The sequence below is a fragment of the Phenylobacterium sp. LjRoot225 genome, from assembly GCF_964252855.1.
Lineage (GTDB): Bacteria > Pseudomonadota > Alphaproteobacteria > Caulobacterales > Caulobacteraceae > Phenylobacterium.
Genome location: NZ_CAXUPL020000006.1, coordinates 26,753 through 41,585 on the forward strand (window position 1 = coordinate 26,753; position 14,833 = coordinate 41,585).

At 67.1% G+C, this 14,833-nt stretch carries 15 protein-coding genes; 8 read left to right on the forward strand and 7 right to left on the reverse strand.

What is annotated here, in order from left to right; all coding sequences use genetic code 11:
- The first annotated feature begins 9 nt into the window (after nt 1-9).
- Nucleotides 10-1,131: a cell division protein ZapE gene (gene zapE, locus ACSQ2B_RS24785; protein WP_436054080.1), complete on the forward strand. Its 1,122-nt coding sequence runs from the start codon at nt 10-12 to the stop codon at nt 1,129-1,131.
- 227 nt (nt 1,132-1,358) lie between these two features.
- Nucleotides 1,359-1,940 carry a TetR/AcrR family transcriptional regulator gene (locus ACSQ2B_RS24790; protein WP_436054181.1) on the forward strand — a complete coding sequence of 194 codons (582 nt, stop codon included), beginning with the start codon at nt 1,359-1,361 and terminating at the stop codon, nt 1,938-1,940.
- Between the two features lie 73 nt (nt 1,941-2,013).
- On the opposite strand, the gene ACSQ2B_RS24795 is transcribed toward ACSQ2B_RS24790, so the two are convergent.
- The 4 genes from ACSQ2B_RS24795 to ACSQ2B_RS24810 form a co-directional block, all read right to left on the reverse strand.
- Nucleotides 2,014-2,241 (reverse strand): hypothetical protein, encoded by a 228-nt coding sequence (locus ACSQ2B_RS24795; RefSeq protein ID WP_436054081.1) that lies wholly within the window; start codon nt 2,239-2,241, stop codon nt 2,014-2,016.
- 286 nt (nt 2,242-2,527) lie between these two features.
- Complete coding sequence (locus ACSQ2B_RS24800) at nt 2,528-3,748, reverse strand: cytochrome P450 (protein ID WP_436054082.1); 1,221 nt, start codon at nt 3,746-3,748, stop codon at nt 2,528-2,530.
- Nucleotides 3,749-3,774: 26 nt separating this feature from the next.
- Nucleotides 3,775-4,098 carry a 2Fe-2S iron-sulfur cluster-binding protein gene (locus ACSQ2B_RS24805; RefSeq protein ID WP_436054083.1) on the reverse strand — a complete coding sequence of 108 codons (324 nt, stop codon included), beginning with the start codon at nt 4,096-4,098 and terminating at the stop codon, nt 3,775-3,777.
- Between the two features lie 277 nt (nt 4,099-4,375).
- A complete protein-coding gene (locus ACSQ2B_RS24810) occupies nt 4,376-5,572 on the reverse strand; it encodes a family 43 glycosylhydrolase (RefSeq protein ID WP_436054084.1) in 1,197 nt (398 codons plus the stop codon).
- Nucleotides 5,573-5,911: 339 nt separating this feature from the next.
- Between ACSQ2B_RS24810 and ACSQ2B_RS24815 the strand changes: the two genes are divergently transcribed.
- A complete protein-coding gene (locus ACSQ2B_RS24815) occupies nt 5,912-6,925 on the forward strand; it encodes an extracellular catalytic domain type 1 short-chain-length polyhydroxyalkanoate depolymerase (RefSeq protein WP_436054085.1) in 1,014 nt (337 codons plus the stop codon).
- A 12-nt stretch (nt 6,926-6,937) separates the two neighbouring features.
- Here ACSQ2B_RS24815 and ACSQ2B_RS24820 read toward each other — a convergent pair whose 3' ends face one another.
- The 3 genes from ACSQ2B_RS24820 to ACSQ2B_RS24830 form a co-directional block, all read right to left on the reverse strand.
- Nucleotides 6,938-7,399, reverse strand: a complete 462-nt coding sequence (locus ACSQ2B_RS24820; protein ID WP_436054086.1) for a response regulator — start codon at nt 7,397-7,399, stop codon at nt 6,938-6,940.
- Between the two features lie 40 nt (nt 7,400-7,439).
- Nucleotides 7,440-8,543, reverse strand: a complete 1,104-nt coding sequence (locus ACSQ2B_RS24825) for a sensor histidine kinase (RefSeq protein ID WP_436054087.1) — start codon at nt 8,541-8,543, stop codon at nt 7,440-7,442.
- A 293-nt stretch (nt 8,544-8,836) separates the two neighbouring features.
- The gene (locus ACSQ2B_RS24830; RefSeq protein ID WP_436054088.1) at nt 8,837-9,721 is read right to left on the reverse strand and encodes a LysR substrate-binding domain-containing protein; all 885 of its coding nucleotides are present in this window, start codon (nt 9,719-9,721) and stop codon (nt 8,837-8,839) included.
- A 373-nt stretch (nt 9,722-10,094) separates the two neighbouring features.
- Between ACSQ2B_RS24830 and sdhC the strand changes: the two genes are divergently transcribed.
- The 5 genes from sdhC (at nt 10,095) to ACSQ2B_RS24855 (ending at nt 14,832) form a co-directional block, all read left to right on the forward strand.
- Nucleotides 10,095-10,466 carry a succinate dehydrogenase, cytochrome b556 subunit gene (gene sdhC, locus ACSQ2B_RS24835; protein WP_436054089.1) on the forward strand — a complete coding sequence of 124 codons (372 nt, stop codon included), beginning with the start codon at nt 10,095-10,097 and terminating at the stop codon, nt 10,464-10,466.
- Between the two features lie 2 nt (nt 10,467-10,468).
- Entirely contained in the window at nt 10,469-10,861 is a 393-nt protein-coding gene (gene sdhD, locus ACSQ2B_RS24840; protein WP_436054090.1) for a succinate dehydrogenase, hydrophobic membrane anchor protein, read from the forward strand.
- 2 nt (nt 10,862-10,863) lie between these two features.
- Nucleotides 10,864-12,651 carry a succinate dehydrogenase flavoprotein subunit gene (sdhA, locus tag ACSQ2B_RS24845; protein WP_436054091.1) on the forward strand — a complete coding sequence of 596 codons (1,788 nt, stop codon included), beginning with the start codon at nt 10,864-10,866 and terminating at the stop codon, nt 12,649-12,651.
- A 26-nt stretch (nt 12,652-12,677) separates the two neighbouring features.
- Nucleotides 12,678-13,460 (forward strand): succinate dehydrogenase iron-sulfur subunit, encoded by a 783-nt coding sequence (locus tag ACSQ2B_RS24850; RefSeq protein ID WP_436054092.1) that lies wholly within the window; start codon nt 12,678-12,680, stop codon nt 13,458-13,460.
- A gap of 142 nt (nt 13,461-13,602) precedes the next feature.
- Entirely contained in the window at nt 13,603-14,832 is a 1,230-nt protein-coding gene (locus ACSQ2B_RS24855) for an NAD(P)/FAD-dependent oxidoreductase (RefSeq protein WP_436054093.1), read from the forward strand.
- The last annotated feature ends 1 nt before the right edge of the window (nt 14,833 follow it).

A 14,833-nucleotide genomic window follows, 5' to 3' on the forward strand; every position in this document is an offset into this window, starting at 1 on the left:
GGAGCGCCCATGGCCTCAGCGCTCCAAGCCGCTTACGACGCCCGCCTGGAGCGCGGCGAGATCCGACCCGACCCTGCGCAGGTGGCCGGCGTGGCGGCGCTCGTGCGGCTGGAAGCCGATCTCGCCGCCGCCCAGCCGGGCAATGGCCTGGCCTCGCTGTTCAAGAAATCGCAGCCGGCTTCCCAGCGCGGCGTCTACCTCTGGGGCCCGGTGGGCCGGGGCAAGTCCATGGTCATGGACCTGTTCTTCGAGACCGTCCCGACCGCCGCGAAAAGGCGGACGCACTTCCATGTCTTCATGGGCGAGATCCACCGGCTGATCGACGCCTGGCGCAAGGGCGACGCGGCTGCGCGCAAGGCCCGCTTCGGCCAGCATAGGGGCGACGACCCGATCCCGCCGATCGCCGACGTGGTGGCCAGGGACGCCACCCTGCTCTGTTTCGACGAGCTGCAGGTCACCGACATCGCCGACGCCATGATCCTGGGCCGGCTGTTCGAAGCCCTGTTCGCCCGCGGCGTCACCCTGGTCTGCACCTCGAACCGCGTGCCCGACGACCTCTACAAGGACGGCATCAACCGCCAGCTCTTCCTGCCCTTCATCGCCATGCTCAAGCAGCGGCTCGACGTGGTGAGCGTGGCCGGCGTCCACGACTACCGGCTCGACCGGCTGCGCGCGGCCGGCACCTGGTTCTCGCCGATCGATCCGGACCACGAGCGGACCTTCGACGACCTGTGGCGCGAGATGCTGGCCGGCCAGGAGGAGACCGGCGCCGAGCTGGAGGTGCTGGGCCGCAAGATCACCCTGCCGCACGCCGAAGGCGGCCTGCTGCGTTCGACCTTCGCCAGCCTCTGCTCGGTGGCGCTGGGCCCCAACGACTACCTGGCGCTCGCCCAGGCCTTCCACACCGTCTTCCTGGAGGACGTGCCGAAGCTCACGCCGGCCCGCCGGGAAGAGGCGAGGCGGTTCGTCACCCTCGTGGACGCCCTCTACGAAGCCCGCACCCGCACCATCGTCCTGGCCGAGGCCGACCCGATCCGCCTCTATCCCGCGGGCGACGGGGCCTTCGAGTTCGAGCGCACCGCCTCTCGTCTGCAGGAGATGCGGTCTGCGAGCTGGCTGGTGGACCGCTGACAGCCGGGATTTCGGCGAGAGATGTGGCTCGCGGCGGACGGAGCGGTTAAGAGACCTTAGTTCTCAACACCTGAGGATCGACCGCCCTGGCCTCCAATACCGACCGCTCCCTCGCAACGGCCGATGCCGACACGCCGGCGGATTCGTCGGAGGGTTCGGACGCGCGTGCGGAGACTTCCCCGCTCCAGGCCGGCCGTGACCAGGCCGTTGATCGCAGCCGCCAGATCATCGACGCGGCTTACGACCTGCTGGAAGACGAGGGGCTCGAAGGGCTGACGATCCGGGCGGTGCTGAAGAAGACCGGACTGTCCCGCCGCGCCTTCTACGAACGGTTCACCGGCAAGGACGACCTGGTGGTGGCCGTCTTCGAACAGACCATCCGCCTCGCCGCGGCCCACTACCGCGAGCAGGTCGGATCGGCGCCCGACCCCATGGAGCGGCTGAGGCTGATCGTCACCTCGATCGTCTTCGGCAGCGCGCTCGACGCGACGCCGGCCGACCAGACCAATCGCCGGGGCGCTGCGCTCAGCCGCGAGCACCTGCGCCTCGCCGAGGCTCGCCCCGACGACCTGCAGGCGGCCCTGCGTCCGCTGGTGAACCTGATCGCCGAGCAGCTGGCGGACGGCATGAAGGCCGGCCAGGTGCGCGACTTTGCGCCCCAGCGGCTGGCCGCCCTGGTCTACAACCTGGTCTCCACCACGGTGCACACCGAGCTGTTGGCGGAGGAGACCGCCCGCCCGGACCGCGTCCGCCGCGCCCAGCTGGCGCAGGACATCTGGGAATTCTGCCGCCGCGCCATCGCCGCCTAGAACTCGGTCAGCAAGGCGCAGACCCCGGTTCCACCTGTCGCCCATCGGCCGATCGGCCAGCCTCGAACGTCGATCAGGCGCCTAGCAGGGCTCGCACGCCGCAAATCAGCGCCGCCCACAAACCTGCCGCAGACCCGACGATGATCGAGACGCGCAGCCACCCCGGCAAGACCGGGATCTGCGAGAGAACTTCGTCGGCGTCCGCCGGCGCGTCGCCGACGATCTGGTCGCGGAGCCTTTCCGTAGCGCCGTCGACGAGCGGCTTTGAGGCTTCGTAGTCCGCAATTCTCAGCTGGCTCATTTAAGCCCCCCTTGAGGAGAGGTTTAAGAACAACCTTTGCGAGAGAACTATGCAACCTGCGACTCTAGCGTCAATTGAGCGCAGTTCGGAGATCCAGTGTTCGAGCGCGCAAAGCGCGGGCTGACTGGGCCGATAGAAGTCATGGGTGCGGCGTCAACTGGTCCTGCCGCAGCGAAGCTGCCGACCAATTGAAGGGAAGGACGATCATCTGAGGGCTCCGGGCTTTCACGGGGCCGGCCGGCTCAGTCGTCGGAGGGGCGCAACGCCGGCGCCCCTCCGCCTTGTCCTACCAGGTGAGCGGCACGCTCTTCGGGCCGACCACGCCGCCGGGCCAGTACTCGATCTTGGTCCCTTCCTTCAGCTGGAACTCGGGGATCCGGCGCAGGAACTCCTGCAGGCAGATCTTGATCTCCAACCGCGCCAGGTGCGCGCCCATGCAGCTGTGCACGCCGCCGGCGAAGGCCAGCACCGGCTTGCGGGGCCGGTCGAAATTCACCTCGCGGGGGTTTTCGAAGACCTTGGGGTCGTAGTTGCAGGCCGGCAGGATCGAGGTGATCTTGTCGCCCTTCTTCAGCTGCACGCCATGCAGGTCGTAGTCCTGGGTCAGGGTGCGGCCCGAGAAGGTCACCGAGAAGACCCGCAGCAGCTCCTCGACGATGGCGCCGATCTTCTCCGGGTTGTCGCGGATTTCCTTCCGGCGGTCCGGGTTCTCGGCCAGCCAGACCCACATGTTGTTGAGCGTCGCAAAGACGGTGTCGAGGCCGGCGATGAACAGGAAGAAGGTGAAGCCGAAGGCGTCCCGCTCGGGAATCGGCGCGCCGTCGACGATGGCGTGGACGATGGCGGAGACGGCGCCGTCGTCAGGATTTGCGCGCTTCTCCTTGATCGCCTCTTCCAGGTAGGCGCAGGCCTCCATCATGCAGCGCCCCGCGGTCGCCCGGTCCTGCGAGTGCAGTAGTCCCATGGCCCAGCCGACGAAGGTGTCGATCATCTCGAGCGGCAGGCCCATGAACTTCAGGAAGACGCCGACGGGCAGCGGCCGGCCGAACTCGGTGGTGAATTCGCACCCGCCCTTGTCGATGAACTTGTCGATCAGATCGTTGGTCAGCTCGCGGATGCTGGCCTCGAGCGCGAGGATCGCGCGGGGCGACAGCATCGGGTCGAGGATGTTGCGGTACTTGCGGTGATCCGGCGGGTCGATCTCCAGCGGGATCATGTAGAAGTAGTTGTTCGGGTCGCGCGGAAACGGAGTCGCGCCGGCGGTGGTGAACAGCTCCGGGTGACGCAGCGTGAAAAAGGCGTCCTCGTAGTTGATCAGGTTCCACGCGCCGCCGTGGGTCGGGCTGACGTTGAAGAAGACCGGCGGCTGGCTGTCGTGCAGCCCGGCCATGAACTTGTGCGGCGCGGCCAGGAACTCCTCCCCCTCGGTGATGCCGAGGTTGCGCACCAGTTCGGGGGGCACATGGGCGGGGATTTGCGGCGGCTCGGCGGTTTGGGCGGCTCCCATAGTCGGTCTCCTTCTTCTTATGGTTCTTAGAACTGCGTTTCGGGCAGGCGCACGACCAGGCCGTTCAGACTATCGTCCACGATGATCTGGCAGCTCAGCCGGCTGCCCGGCTTGGTCTCGCTGGCGGAGAATTCCAGCATCTGGCTTTCGGTCTCCGAGGGCGGGCCGACCCGTGCGATCCAGGCCTCCTCGACGAAGCAGTGGCAGGTGGCGCAGGCCAGGCCGCCGCCGCATTCCGCGACGATCCCCTCGATCCCGTTGCGGGTGGCGCCCTGCATGACGGAGTCGCCGGTCGGCACATCCACCTGATGCTGGGCGCCGCTGTGCTCAATGTAGGTCACCGAAGCCATGGCGCTTTTCTTCACTCCCAGACTGTATCTTGAGAACGTCGTTCTCGTCCAAACGCAGCGTCGTAACATGAGAACGATGTTCTCGATATTCAAGCCGCCGACGGCCCGGATGTCAAAGGGTTTGGCGCGTGGCGGGGCAGGCTGTGCAGGAACTCGCTACAGTGACCGGCGAGCGGACATCCGAACGCCTGTGAGGGGTGGCGTCGAGCCTTCATTCCCCCATGCGCCTGTAGGCCTCAAGGCGCGGCCGACGAGACGGCGCGCCGCACATGTTGGACTATTCGAACTCGTCGAGACTCCATTCCGTCCGCCACTCGATCCTCGGCCGGTCATTTTTGTCGAACAGGATCGGCAACCACACGTACCGCGCGATGGAAGTGTTGATCTTGCCGGAAATGAGCTTCATCGCGGCGACCTCGTCCCGGGTTGGCGTCTGTCTCGGTGAGCTGAAGACCTTGGTCAGCAGGCTCTGCACGCGGCGCGAGGTTTCGCCGCTTTCAAACTCGGGTCCCGATTGCGGTCCCATCCAACGGTCGGCCAGGGCGATGTAAAGATCCTTCTTCTTGGGGTGCCGGAAGACCGAACAGATCTGAGTGTTGAACGACGTGCGTGACCGGTCGGTCGGATGCAGGTCGCCGAGAAGCTTGAAGGGTCCGTGGAAGCTGTCCGCCACGGCGATCTCCGAAGGGTTCGGGAAGTAGACGCTCGTCCCGGACGTCGAGAGATAGTGCTTCCCTCTGCGTCGGAAGTACGCCGGCGACTCGCGGACCGACGGAGGGCCAGGTCGCGGAAAATGGGTCGAATAGTAGCCGGTAAGGTTCGTGTAATCCTCGGTTAGGTCGGCGCAGATAAGCTCGCTGTGGACCCGCTCGAAATACATGTAGGCCTTGCCGTCGTCAGGGCTGGCGACCAGGTCAAAATCGCCGCCGCTCATCCCGACCGGCAGGATGCGCGGGTGCGCCATCTCGTAAGGACCGGTGATCTTGTCCGCGGTCAGGACCGCGCGGGTCTGGATCTTGTTGTTGCCGAGCAGCTTGATCCAACAGACGAACTTCTTCGTCGTCGAGTTGTACAGGATGTGCGGCCGGTCCAAACCCGCCGCCGGGTGCAGCGGTGAATTCCTGTCCTGCGTATCCGGCTGAATGATCAGGCCAAGGTCGGTCCAGTTGTAGAGGTCAGGAGAGCTGTAGAGCCTGACGCCCCAGGTCCAGACCTCCGTCTTCCCGGTCGTGAACTCCTTGTTCTCGCCGTACCAGTAGTAGGTGTCGCCGACTTGCAGGATGGAGCCGGCGTGGGCCTGGATTGGCTTGCCGCTCGTGTCCAGCCATACCTCGCCCGGCGTGAAGGAACGCCGCAGCGCCGGCGCTGCGGCGGGCGAGGGCTTCTCCTGGGCGTGGGCCGGCAGGGCCGCGCAGGCCGCAGCCGCACCGCCGGCGACAAAGAGGTCGCGTTTCGTCAGAGTCGCTCGGGCCACGCAATTCGCTCCTCGAGATTGGTTGCAATCGGCCCGCCGCATCGAACGCGGCTTCGCCTCTGGGTGTTTCGAATTCCGTACTACCGCGAGCGGCGGCGACTGAATAGTACCAATATGTATTGTTTTTGAGCGTTATTGCTCCTGGGCGAATCCACGCTCAGGCTTGCTCCATGAAGCGGGGCGTCCGCGGGCCGATCGTCGCCATGGCGGGATCGCAGACGCGCGCGGGGCGTTTGGTTTCGCGCGCGCGCCCTTGTCGGGCGCCTCGGGGGCGTCGCCGTGAAAAGTCCGGTTCGAGCATGGATGAAGGCGGCGCGGATGTCGCAGAAGGGACGGCCCTTGTCGGCCGCGCTCGTCCTCCAGGGCATGCTGCTGTCATCCGCAAAGCCGACCCCCAAGCGCGGCAAGTCCAGCGCCGGTCGCGCCAAGCCGGCCAAGCGCCGCGCAGCGTCGAAGCCCGCACCCGAACGCCGGCCAGTTCCAGGGACGTTTGTCGACGGCCGCTACAGCAACCCGCACGGCGGCGTGGCCTACAAGCTGTATACGCCGCGAGGTTCGGCGCGGCGCAGGTTGCCTCTCGTGGTCATGCTGCACGGTTGCACCCAGTCGGCGGCGGATTTCGCGGCCGGCGCCGGGATGAACCGCCTGGCCGACGAGCTCGGCTTCCTCGTCCTCTATCCAGAGCAATCCGCCTCGGCGAACCTAGGTCGTTGCTGGAACTGGCACCGCCCCGGCGACCAGGAGCGCGGCCGCGGCGAGCCGGCGGTGATCGCGGGTCTGACGCGCCACGTCATCGCGCTCTGCAAGGCGAATCCGGCGCGCGTCTATATCGCCGGCATTTCGGCCGGCGGGGCGGCGGCGGCGATCATCGCGGCGGCCTATCCCGAGATCTATGTCGCCGTCGGCGTTCACTCGGGCCTTGCGCGCGGAGACGTGAGCACGCTGGGGGGCGCCATCTCCGCCATGCGCAAAGGGGGCGCGACGAGCGCCGTCAGCAAGACACGGCCGCCCTTGCCGACCATCGTGTTCCACGGCGATCAAGACAGCGTCGTCCATCCGTCCAACGCCGCCGGCTTTGTCAGCCATTTGCGGCGGTCCAGCTCGCTCCCGCTCAACAGTCACGAAACCCGAGGGCGGTCGCGCAAGGGACGCGACTATACCCGTAAGGAATATCGACGCGGCGCGGGCCCGGTGCTGCTGGAGGATTGGACCGTGCACGGCAGCGGCCACGGGTGGTCCGGGGGCGACGCGGCGGGGTCCTATACCGATCCGGCCGGGCCGGACGCGTCCCGCGAAATGATGCGCTTCTTTCTGAGCCGTCGGCGACCGGTCGCGCGGCGCAAAACCGGCTAGGCTCCGAGCCTGCTACGCAGCCTCGGGCGTCGCCGTGTCCGGAGCCGGGCCGAAAACCTCCAGGCCGGGAGGGCAGGACAAGGACGGATCCCCCTTCAGGCGGCCGAGCAGATAGGCGACCGCCTTGACCACGTCGGCGGGCGAATAGGGTTTCGGCAGGGAGGCGATCGCCGCGCTTTGCGCCGACTTGGCGCGGGTCGTCTGGCCGCTGATGAAGAGGCTGGGAACGCCCAGTTTCTGCAGTTCGCGGGCGAGCGCGATGCCGTCGTCGCGGCCTTGAAGCTCAATATTCACCAACGCCAGATCCACTTTGGAGGCTTGCGCCGCGTCAAGCCCTTCCTGATGGCGGCGGGTGAGGTCAAGGACGTGATAGCCGGCGTCCTCGAGCTCGTCGCGCAGGGCCATCGCGGGGAGCATGTCGTCCTCCACGATGAGGAGCGTGCCGCCCTGCCCGGATGCTTTCTCTGCGTCCATTGCTGGACTCCATTTTCAGATCTCGGCGAGGCTGAAGCGCCTAGCCCGCGGGGCGTCCAATGGCGGACATTCTGTCGTCGTCCTCGGCCTCGCCCTCGGCGTCGCTTTCCACGAGTGCGATCGGCGTATGAGCGATCACCACGCGGGTCCCAGGCCGAGCTGGACCGATCTCTACGCTCGCCTCCAACTGCCTGGCCAAGGCCTCGACGATGCTGGTGCCTAGGCCGATGCGGATGAGGGCGGGATCGCTCGGCATTCCGACGCCATCGTCGCTGACAGACAGCGACCAGTTGGCGTGGCGAAAATTACAATCGACAACGATCGTTCCAGAGCGCCCTTCGGGGAAGGCGTGCTTCAGCGCGTTGATGACCAGTTCCGTGACGATCAGGCCCAGGCTGACGGACACGCGCGCATCAACCACCCCGCACTGCCCGGCGACCCGCAGCGAAAGCCTTTTGCTGTCGCCGATCATCGAGGCTGCGATGCTGTCGCAAAGGTTCTTGAAGTAGGCGCTTAGATCCACCACTCCGTCGCCGGAACCGGCAAGTTGCCGCTCCAGCGCCGCGATCGACATCACGCGATGATGGGCGTCATGGAGGTGGCCCCGGGTCTCCTCCGACTGGGTCTTGCGGGCGTTCTGCAAGAGCACGCTGGCGATGATTTGCAGGCTGTTCGCCACCCGGTGGCGGACCTCTTGCAGCAGGACGAGATTTTGCTGGAGAACGTCGTCCCTTATCTTTTCGTCGGCGCGCGCGTCGGTCACGTCGGACACCGCCATGACAAGTCGCCGGTTCTCCATGTCCAGGTAGACCAGCTGCTCGGCATGAACGACGAGGCGACGTGTCCCGCGGCCGGCCCGTCTGAGGTCAATCTCGTAGGCCTCGATCTTCGCCGCGCCTGATATCGTGGCGTCCAGCAGGGACCGGAGTTGCGGCATGGCCCACTCGCCTGCGCCGAGGCTGGAGAGTTGCTGACCGGTCGCGGAGTCCGTGTCGACCTCGAAGGCGCGGGCGAACGACGCGCTCGCCGCGACAATGTTGAGATCTCCGTCCATCAGCAGGAGGGGTCCCGGTGAGGACGCCACGACAGCCATAGCCAGGCTCAGGCCGGCTTCTTCGGTAGAGATCGGTGATCGGGCAGCCATGGCCGGCCCTTCAAAAAACTGGAGGCTCCCGAGGAGAAAGCCGTACCCAGGCAAATATTTTGCGGGAGGTCGCTGCACAAAACGCGCAGAAGTTGTTTTAGTAGCACAGGCGCCGGCGAATTTCTAAGGATCCGCTGGACAAGCGGGGGGCCGAAGCGGGAAATTCCGGTTTGGAAACTTGAAGAACTTTATCTAACGGGCTGTCCGATCAGAACATTGCGGGCGAACAGCAGTGTTCTGGGACTGCGGATGCTCGCGTTGCTAAATTGAGGCGCAGACTGGCGTCACGGGCTTCACGCCGCGCGAAGTTCTTCGACCAGCTCCCGCGCATAGAGGCCGAGCTCGGCCATCGAGCGGACGCAGATCAGCAGTTCGCGCTGCGCCCAGTCGTCGGCGAGGTCGACGACTCCCAGCCGCATGGTCTTGGCGGCGCGCGCCGCGGTGGTCTGCGGCACCACGCCGATGCCCACCCCGCATTCCACCAGCCGGCAGACGCCGTCGAAGCTGCGCAGCTGGACGCGCAGGCGGAACGGCCGGCCTTCGCGGGCGGCCTTGCCGGCCAGGAACCGATGCAGCGAACTCGACCGCTCGAGGCCTACGAAGTCGTGGGCCAGGACTTCGGAAAAGGCGACGGAGGGGCGGCCCGCCAGCGGATGGTCGGCGCTGGTCACCACGACGAAGCGGTCGGAGCGGAAGGGGAAGGTCTCCAGGGCGCCCATGTCGACGGTGCCGGCGACGATGCCGACGTCGCCGACCCCTTCGGCGATCAGGCCGACGATCTCGTCCGACAGCCGCTCTTCGAGATCGACGCTGACGTGGGGATGGCGAGCGAGGAAGGACGACAGCGCCTCAGGCAGGAATTCGGCCAGCGCATTGGTGTTGGCCAGCAGCCGCACCTCGCCGGAAAGGCCGCCGGCGTAGGCCCCCAGGTCCTCTCGCATCCGCCCGCTCTGGGCGAGGATGGTGCGGGCGTGCTTCAGCAGGGTCCGTCCGGCGGGCGTCGGCGTGACCCCCTGGCGCGAACGGATCAGCAGCGGCGCGCCGAGCTGATCCTCCATGCCGCGGATGCGCGTCGAGGCGGCGGCCAGGGCGAGCGCGCTGCGCGCGGCGCCGCCGGTGATGGTGCCGGCTTCGACCACATCGCAGAAGAGCCGCAGGTCCGTGAGATCGTAGCGCATTAAAGACTCCGCTCATCCCGGCGAAGGCCGGGACCCAAGCTGGCGTTCAGATGAGTACGCTCGCGCTCGTGAGCCGCACGGCGCCCAAATCCGCAGGCGCGGCTTGGATCCCGGCCTTTGCCGGGATGAGCTGGGAGGGTGAGAGCCTTCGCGAAACACGAAGGACCCCTACAACAAAGACACATTGCGCCAAAGGCCCCGCTGGGCGAGTGTTCGGCTTTGGCGAAGTATTTGCGAATTATTCGCAAATAGCTTGGCGCCGGATTCGTTGACACTCCGGGGCGGCGGCTTACAAGCCGCGGCGCTACGGGGAAATTCGCGAGGGGCCTAAAAGACGATGAGCGACGCTGGAAAAGCGCCTCGTGAGCGGCCGATGTCGCCGCACCTTTCGGTGTGGCGCTGGCATATCACCATGGCGAGCTCGATCGCCAACCGCGCCACCGGCGTGGCCCTCTATGTCGGCGCCCTGATCGGCGCGGCCTGGGCGGTTTCGCTGGCCAGCGGCCCTGAGGCCTACGCCTGCTTCAAGGGCCTGCTGGGTTCGCCGCTCGGCCTGGTGGTGATGTTCGGGCTCACGCTCTCCTTCTTCTACCACCTGGCGAACGGCATCCGGCACTTGGTGTGGGATGCGGGCTACGGCTTCGCGCTCAAGACGGCCAACGCCGCATCCGTCTTCGTCTTCGCCTTCACGGCGGCGGCCACGCTCGCGATCTGGGTGATCGCCGCCATGACGGGAGCGCTCTGAACATGGTCAGCTATCGCACGCCGCTATCGCAGGCCCGGGGCCTGGGCTCGGCCAAGCACGGTGTCGGCGCCTGGATCGGCGAGCGCGTCGCCGCCGTCGCCCTGGTCCCGCTGACGCTCTGGGCCGTCTTCGCCGTCCTGCGGCTCGCCGCCGGCGACTACGAATTCGCCGTCAACTGGATCGCCCAGCCGCTGAACGCGGTGCTGATGATCCTGCTGCTGGGCATCAGCTTCTGGCACATGGCCGGCGGCGTCCGGGTGATCATCGAGGACTACATCCACGTCGCCCTGACCAAGTCGGCGCTGCTGATCCTCAACCTCTTCGTCTGCGGCCTCGCCGGCGCGCTGTCGATCTTCTCGATCCTGAAAGTCGCCTTCGGCGGCGGAGCCTACTGAGCATGGCTGACTACAAGTTCATCGATCACAAGTTCGACGTCGTCGTCGTCGGCGCCGGCGGCTCCGGCCTGCGCGCCGCCCTGGGCTGCGCCCAGGCCGGCCTGAAGACGGCCTGTATCTCCAAGGTCTTCCCGACCCGCTCGCACACCGTCGCGGCCCAGGGCGGGATCTCCGCCAGCCTCGGCAACATGAGCCAGGACGACTGGCGCTGGCACATGTACGACACCGTCAAGGGGTCGGACTGGCTGGGCGACCAGGACGCCATCGAATACCTCTGCCGCAACGCGCCGGCCGCGGTTTACGAGCTCGAGCACTGGGGCGTGCCCTTCTCGCGGACCGAAGAAGGCAAGATCTACCAGCGCGCCTTCGGCGGCATGACCCGCAACTACGGCGAGGCGCCGATCCAGCGCACCTGCGCCGCGGCCGACCGCACCGGCCACGCCATGCTGCACACCATGTATGGGCAGAGCCTGGCGAACGACACCGAGTTCTTCATCGAGTACTTCGCCCTCGACCTGATCATGGACGAAGGCGTCTGCCGCGGCGTCACCGCCTGGAAGCTGGACGACGGCACCCTGCATCGGTTCCAGGCCCAGCTGGTGATCCTGGCGACGGGCGGCTACGGCCGCTCCTACTTCTCCTGCACCAGCGCCCACACCTGCACCGGCGACGGCAACGCCATGGTGCTGCGCGCCGGCCTGCCTTTGCAGGATATGGAGTTCGTGCAGTTCCACCCGACCGGCATCTACGGCGCGGGCTGCCTGATCACCGAAGGCGCGCGGGGCGAGGGCGGCTACCTCACCAACTCCGAGGGCGAGCGCTTCATGGAGCGCTATGCGCCGTCGGTGAAGGACCTGGCGCCGCGCGACATGGTCAGCCGCGCCATGACCATCGAGATCCGCGAAGGCCGCGGGGTGGGTCCGAAGAAGGACCACATCAACCTGCACCTCGACCACCTGGACCCGAAGATCCTCGCCGAACGCCTGCCGGGCATCTCGGAGAGCGCCAAGGTGTTCGCCGGCGTCGACGTCACCAAGCAGCCGATCCCGGTGCTGCCGACCGTGCACTACAACATGGGCGGCATCCCGACGAACTTCTACTCCGAGGTGGTCACCCGCGCGGGCGACAACCCCGACCAGGTGGTGCCGGGCCTGATGGCCGTCGGCGAGGCGGCCTGCGTCTCGGTGCACGGCGCCAACCGCCTGGGCTCCAACAGCCTGATCGACCTGGTCGTGTTCGGCCGTTCCGCGGCCCTGCGGGCGGCGGACATCCTCAAGGCCGGCGCGAACCAGCCCGAGCTGAAGCCGTCGATGACCGACGGCCATCTGGCGCGCTTCGACAAGCTGCGCAACGCCAACGGCTCGGTCACCACGGCCGCGCTGCGGCTGGAGATGCAGCGCGCCATGCAGGAAGACGCCGCCGTCTTCCGCACCGGGGAGAGCCTGGAGTCCGGTGTCCAACGGCTTCAGGCCGTCCACGATAAACGCGCCGAGCTGAAGGTCACCGACCGCGGCCTGGTGTGGAACACCGACCTGATGGAGACCCTCGAGCTCGACAACCTGATCGGCCAGGCGGCCGTGACGGTGACCGGCGCGGCCAACCGCACCGAAAGCCGCGGGGCCCACGCCCGGGAGGACTTCCCGGACCGCCACGACGACCAGTGGATGAAGCACACCCTCACCTGGTTCGACGACGCCACCGGCAAGGTGAAGATCGACTACCGCCCGGTGCACAACTTCACCATGACCAACGACATCGCCTACATCCCGCCGAAGGCGCGGGTGTACTGAGCCGCACGGTTTAGGATCGCCATCACATGGTTCAGCTTCGCCTTCCGGCCAATTCCCGCGTCAAGAAGGGCCGCCATCACCCGGCGCCCGCCGACGCAGGCAAGACCAAGACCTTCCGCGTCTATCGCTATGACCCGGAAGAGCCCGGCAATCCGCGCTGGGACACCTATGAGGTGGACGTCGAGGCGTGCGGACCGATGGTCCTGGACGCTCTCATCCACATCAAGAACACCATGGACCCGACGCTGGCCTTCCGCCGGTCGTGCCGGGAGGGGGTCTGCGGCTCCTGCGCCATGAACATCGGCGGCCGCAACACGCTCGCCTGCACCCACGGTTGGGAGGAAGTCCCCGGCCGCGAAGTGTCGATCAGCCCGCTGCCGCACATGCCGGTGGTCAAGGACCTGGTTCCGGACCTGACCCTGTTCTACGCCCAGTACGCCTCGATCGAGCCCTGGCTGCACACCGAGACCCCGGAACCGCAGGCCGAGTGGATCCAGTCGCCGGAAGACCGCGAGAAGCTCGACGGCCTCTACGAGTGCATCCTCTGCGCCTGCTGCTCGACCTCGTGCCCGAGCTACTGGTGGAACCAGGAAAAGTACCTCGGTCCCGCCGCCCTGCTGCACGCCTATCGCTGGCTGATCGACAGCCGCGACGAGTCGACCGGCGAGCGGCTGGACGAGCTGGAAGACCCCTTCAAGCTCTACCGGTGCCACACGATCATGAACTGCGCCCAGGTGTGCCCGAAGGGGCTCAACCCGGCCAAGGCCATCGGCGAGATCAAGAAGATGCTCGTGGAGCGCGTCGTCTAAGCCGTGGCAGTCAAGCAGCGGCCGGAAATCTGAGGCAGATCAAGGCTGCGCGCGGATCGTGTAGGCGATGGATGTCCCATCGCCTAGGACGGTTCGCCGGCGTCGAGTTGACCGGCATCAGACTTTTCGGCATCGGGGGCCTATGAGCGATCTCAACGCGCGTGTCGTGATCATCGGGGCGGGTCATGCGGGCGGAACGCTCGCGGCCCTGCTGCGCCAGTACGGCCACACCGGCCCCATCACCATGGTGGGCGACGAGCCCATCGCCCCCTACCAGCGGCCGCCGCTGTCCAAGGCCTGGCTGAAGGGCGAGGCCGATGCGGATTCGCTGGCGCTGAAGCCGCTCGAATTCTACGCCGGGGCGAACATCGACTTCCGGCCGAGCGTAAAGGCCGTGAAGCTGGAGCGCAGCGCCCGCAGGGTGCACCTCTCCGACGGCTCCGAGCTTGGCTATGACTTCCTGGTGATCGCCACCGGCGCGCGGGCCATCGCCCTGCCGATCCCGGGCGCCGACCTGCAGGGCGTGCTTTCCCTGCGGACCGCCGCCGACGCCGAGGCGCTGAAGGCCCAGGTCGGGCCGGGCAAGAAGCTGGCCGTGGTCGGCGGGGGCTATATCGGCCTCGAGGTCGCCGCTTCCGGCCGCGCCCTCGGCGCCGAGGTCGTGGTGCTGGAGCGCGAGGCGCGCCTGCTGGCCCGGGTCGCCTGCGAGACCCTGTCGACCTTCTTCCGCGACGTCCACGAGCAGCACGGCGTGACCTTCGAGCTGGGCGCCAGCGTCACCGGCTTCGAGGGCGCGAACGGCCACATCACCGGGGTGAGCCTGGCGGACGGCCGGATCGTCCCCTGCGACGCCGCCGTCGTCGGCGTGGGCGTCATCCCGAACGACGAGCTGGCCGTCGACAGCGGCCTGGAGACCGCGCGCGGCGTGGTCGTCGACCTCGAGGCCCGCACCGCCGACCCGCACGTCTTCGCGATCGGCGACGTGGCCCATCGGCCGATGCCGATCTACGGCCGCATGTTCCGCATGGAGAGCGTGCCGAACGCCCTGGAACAGGCCAAGCAGGCCGCCTGCGCCATCACCGGCCGTCCGGCGCCGGCCGGCGAGGTCCCCTGGCAATGGTCGGATCAGTACGATCTGAAGCTGCAGATCGCCGGCTACGCCTTCGACGTCGACGAGATCGTCGTCCGCGGCGATCCCAAGAGTGGGAAGTTCGCCGTCTTCCATCTGAAGGGCGACCAGCTGCAGTCGGTCGAAGCCATCAATGCGCCGCCGGAATTCATGATGGGCCGCCAGCTCATCGGGAACCGCAAGGCCCTCGACAAGGCGAAGCTTGCGGACCCCACGGTCTCCATGAAAGAAGTCACGGCCTAAG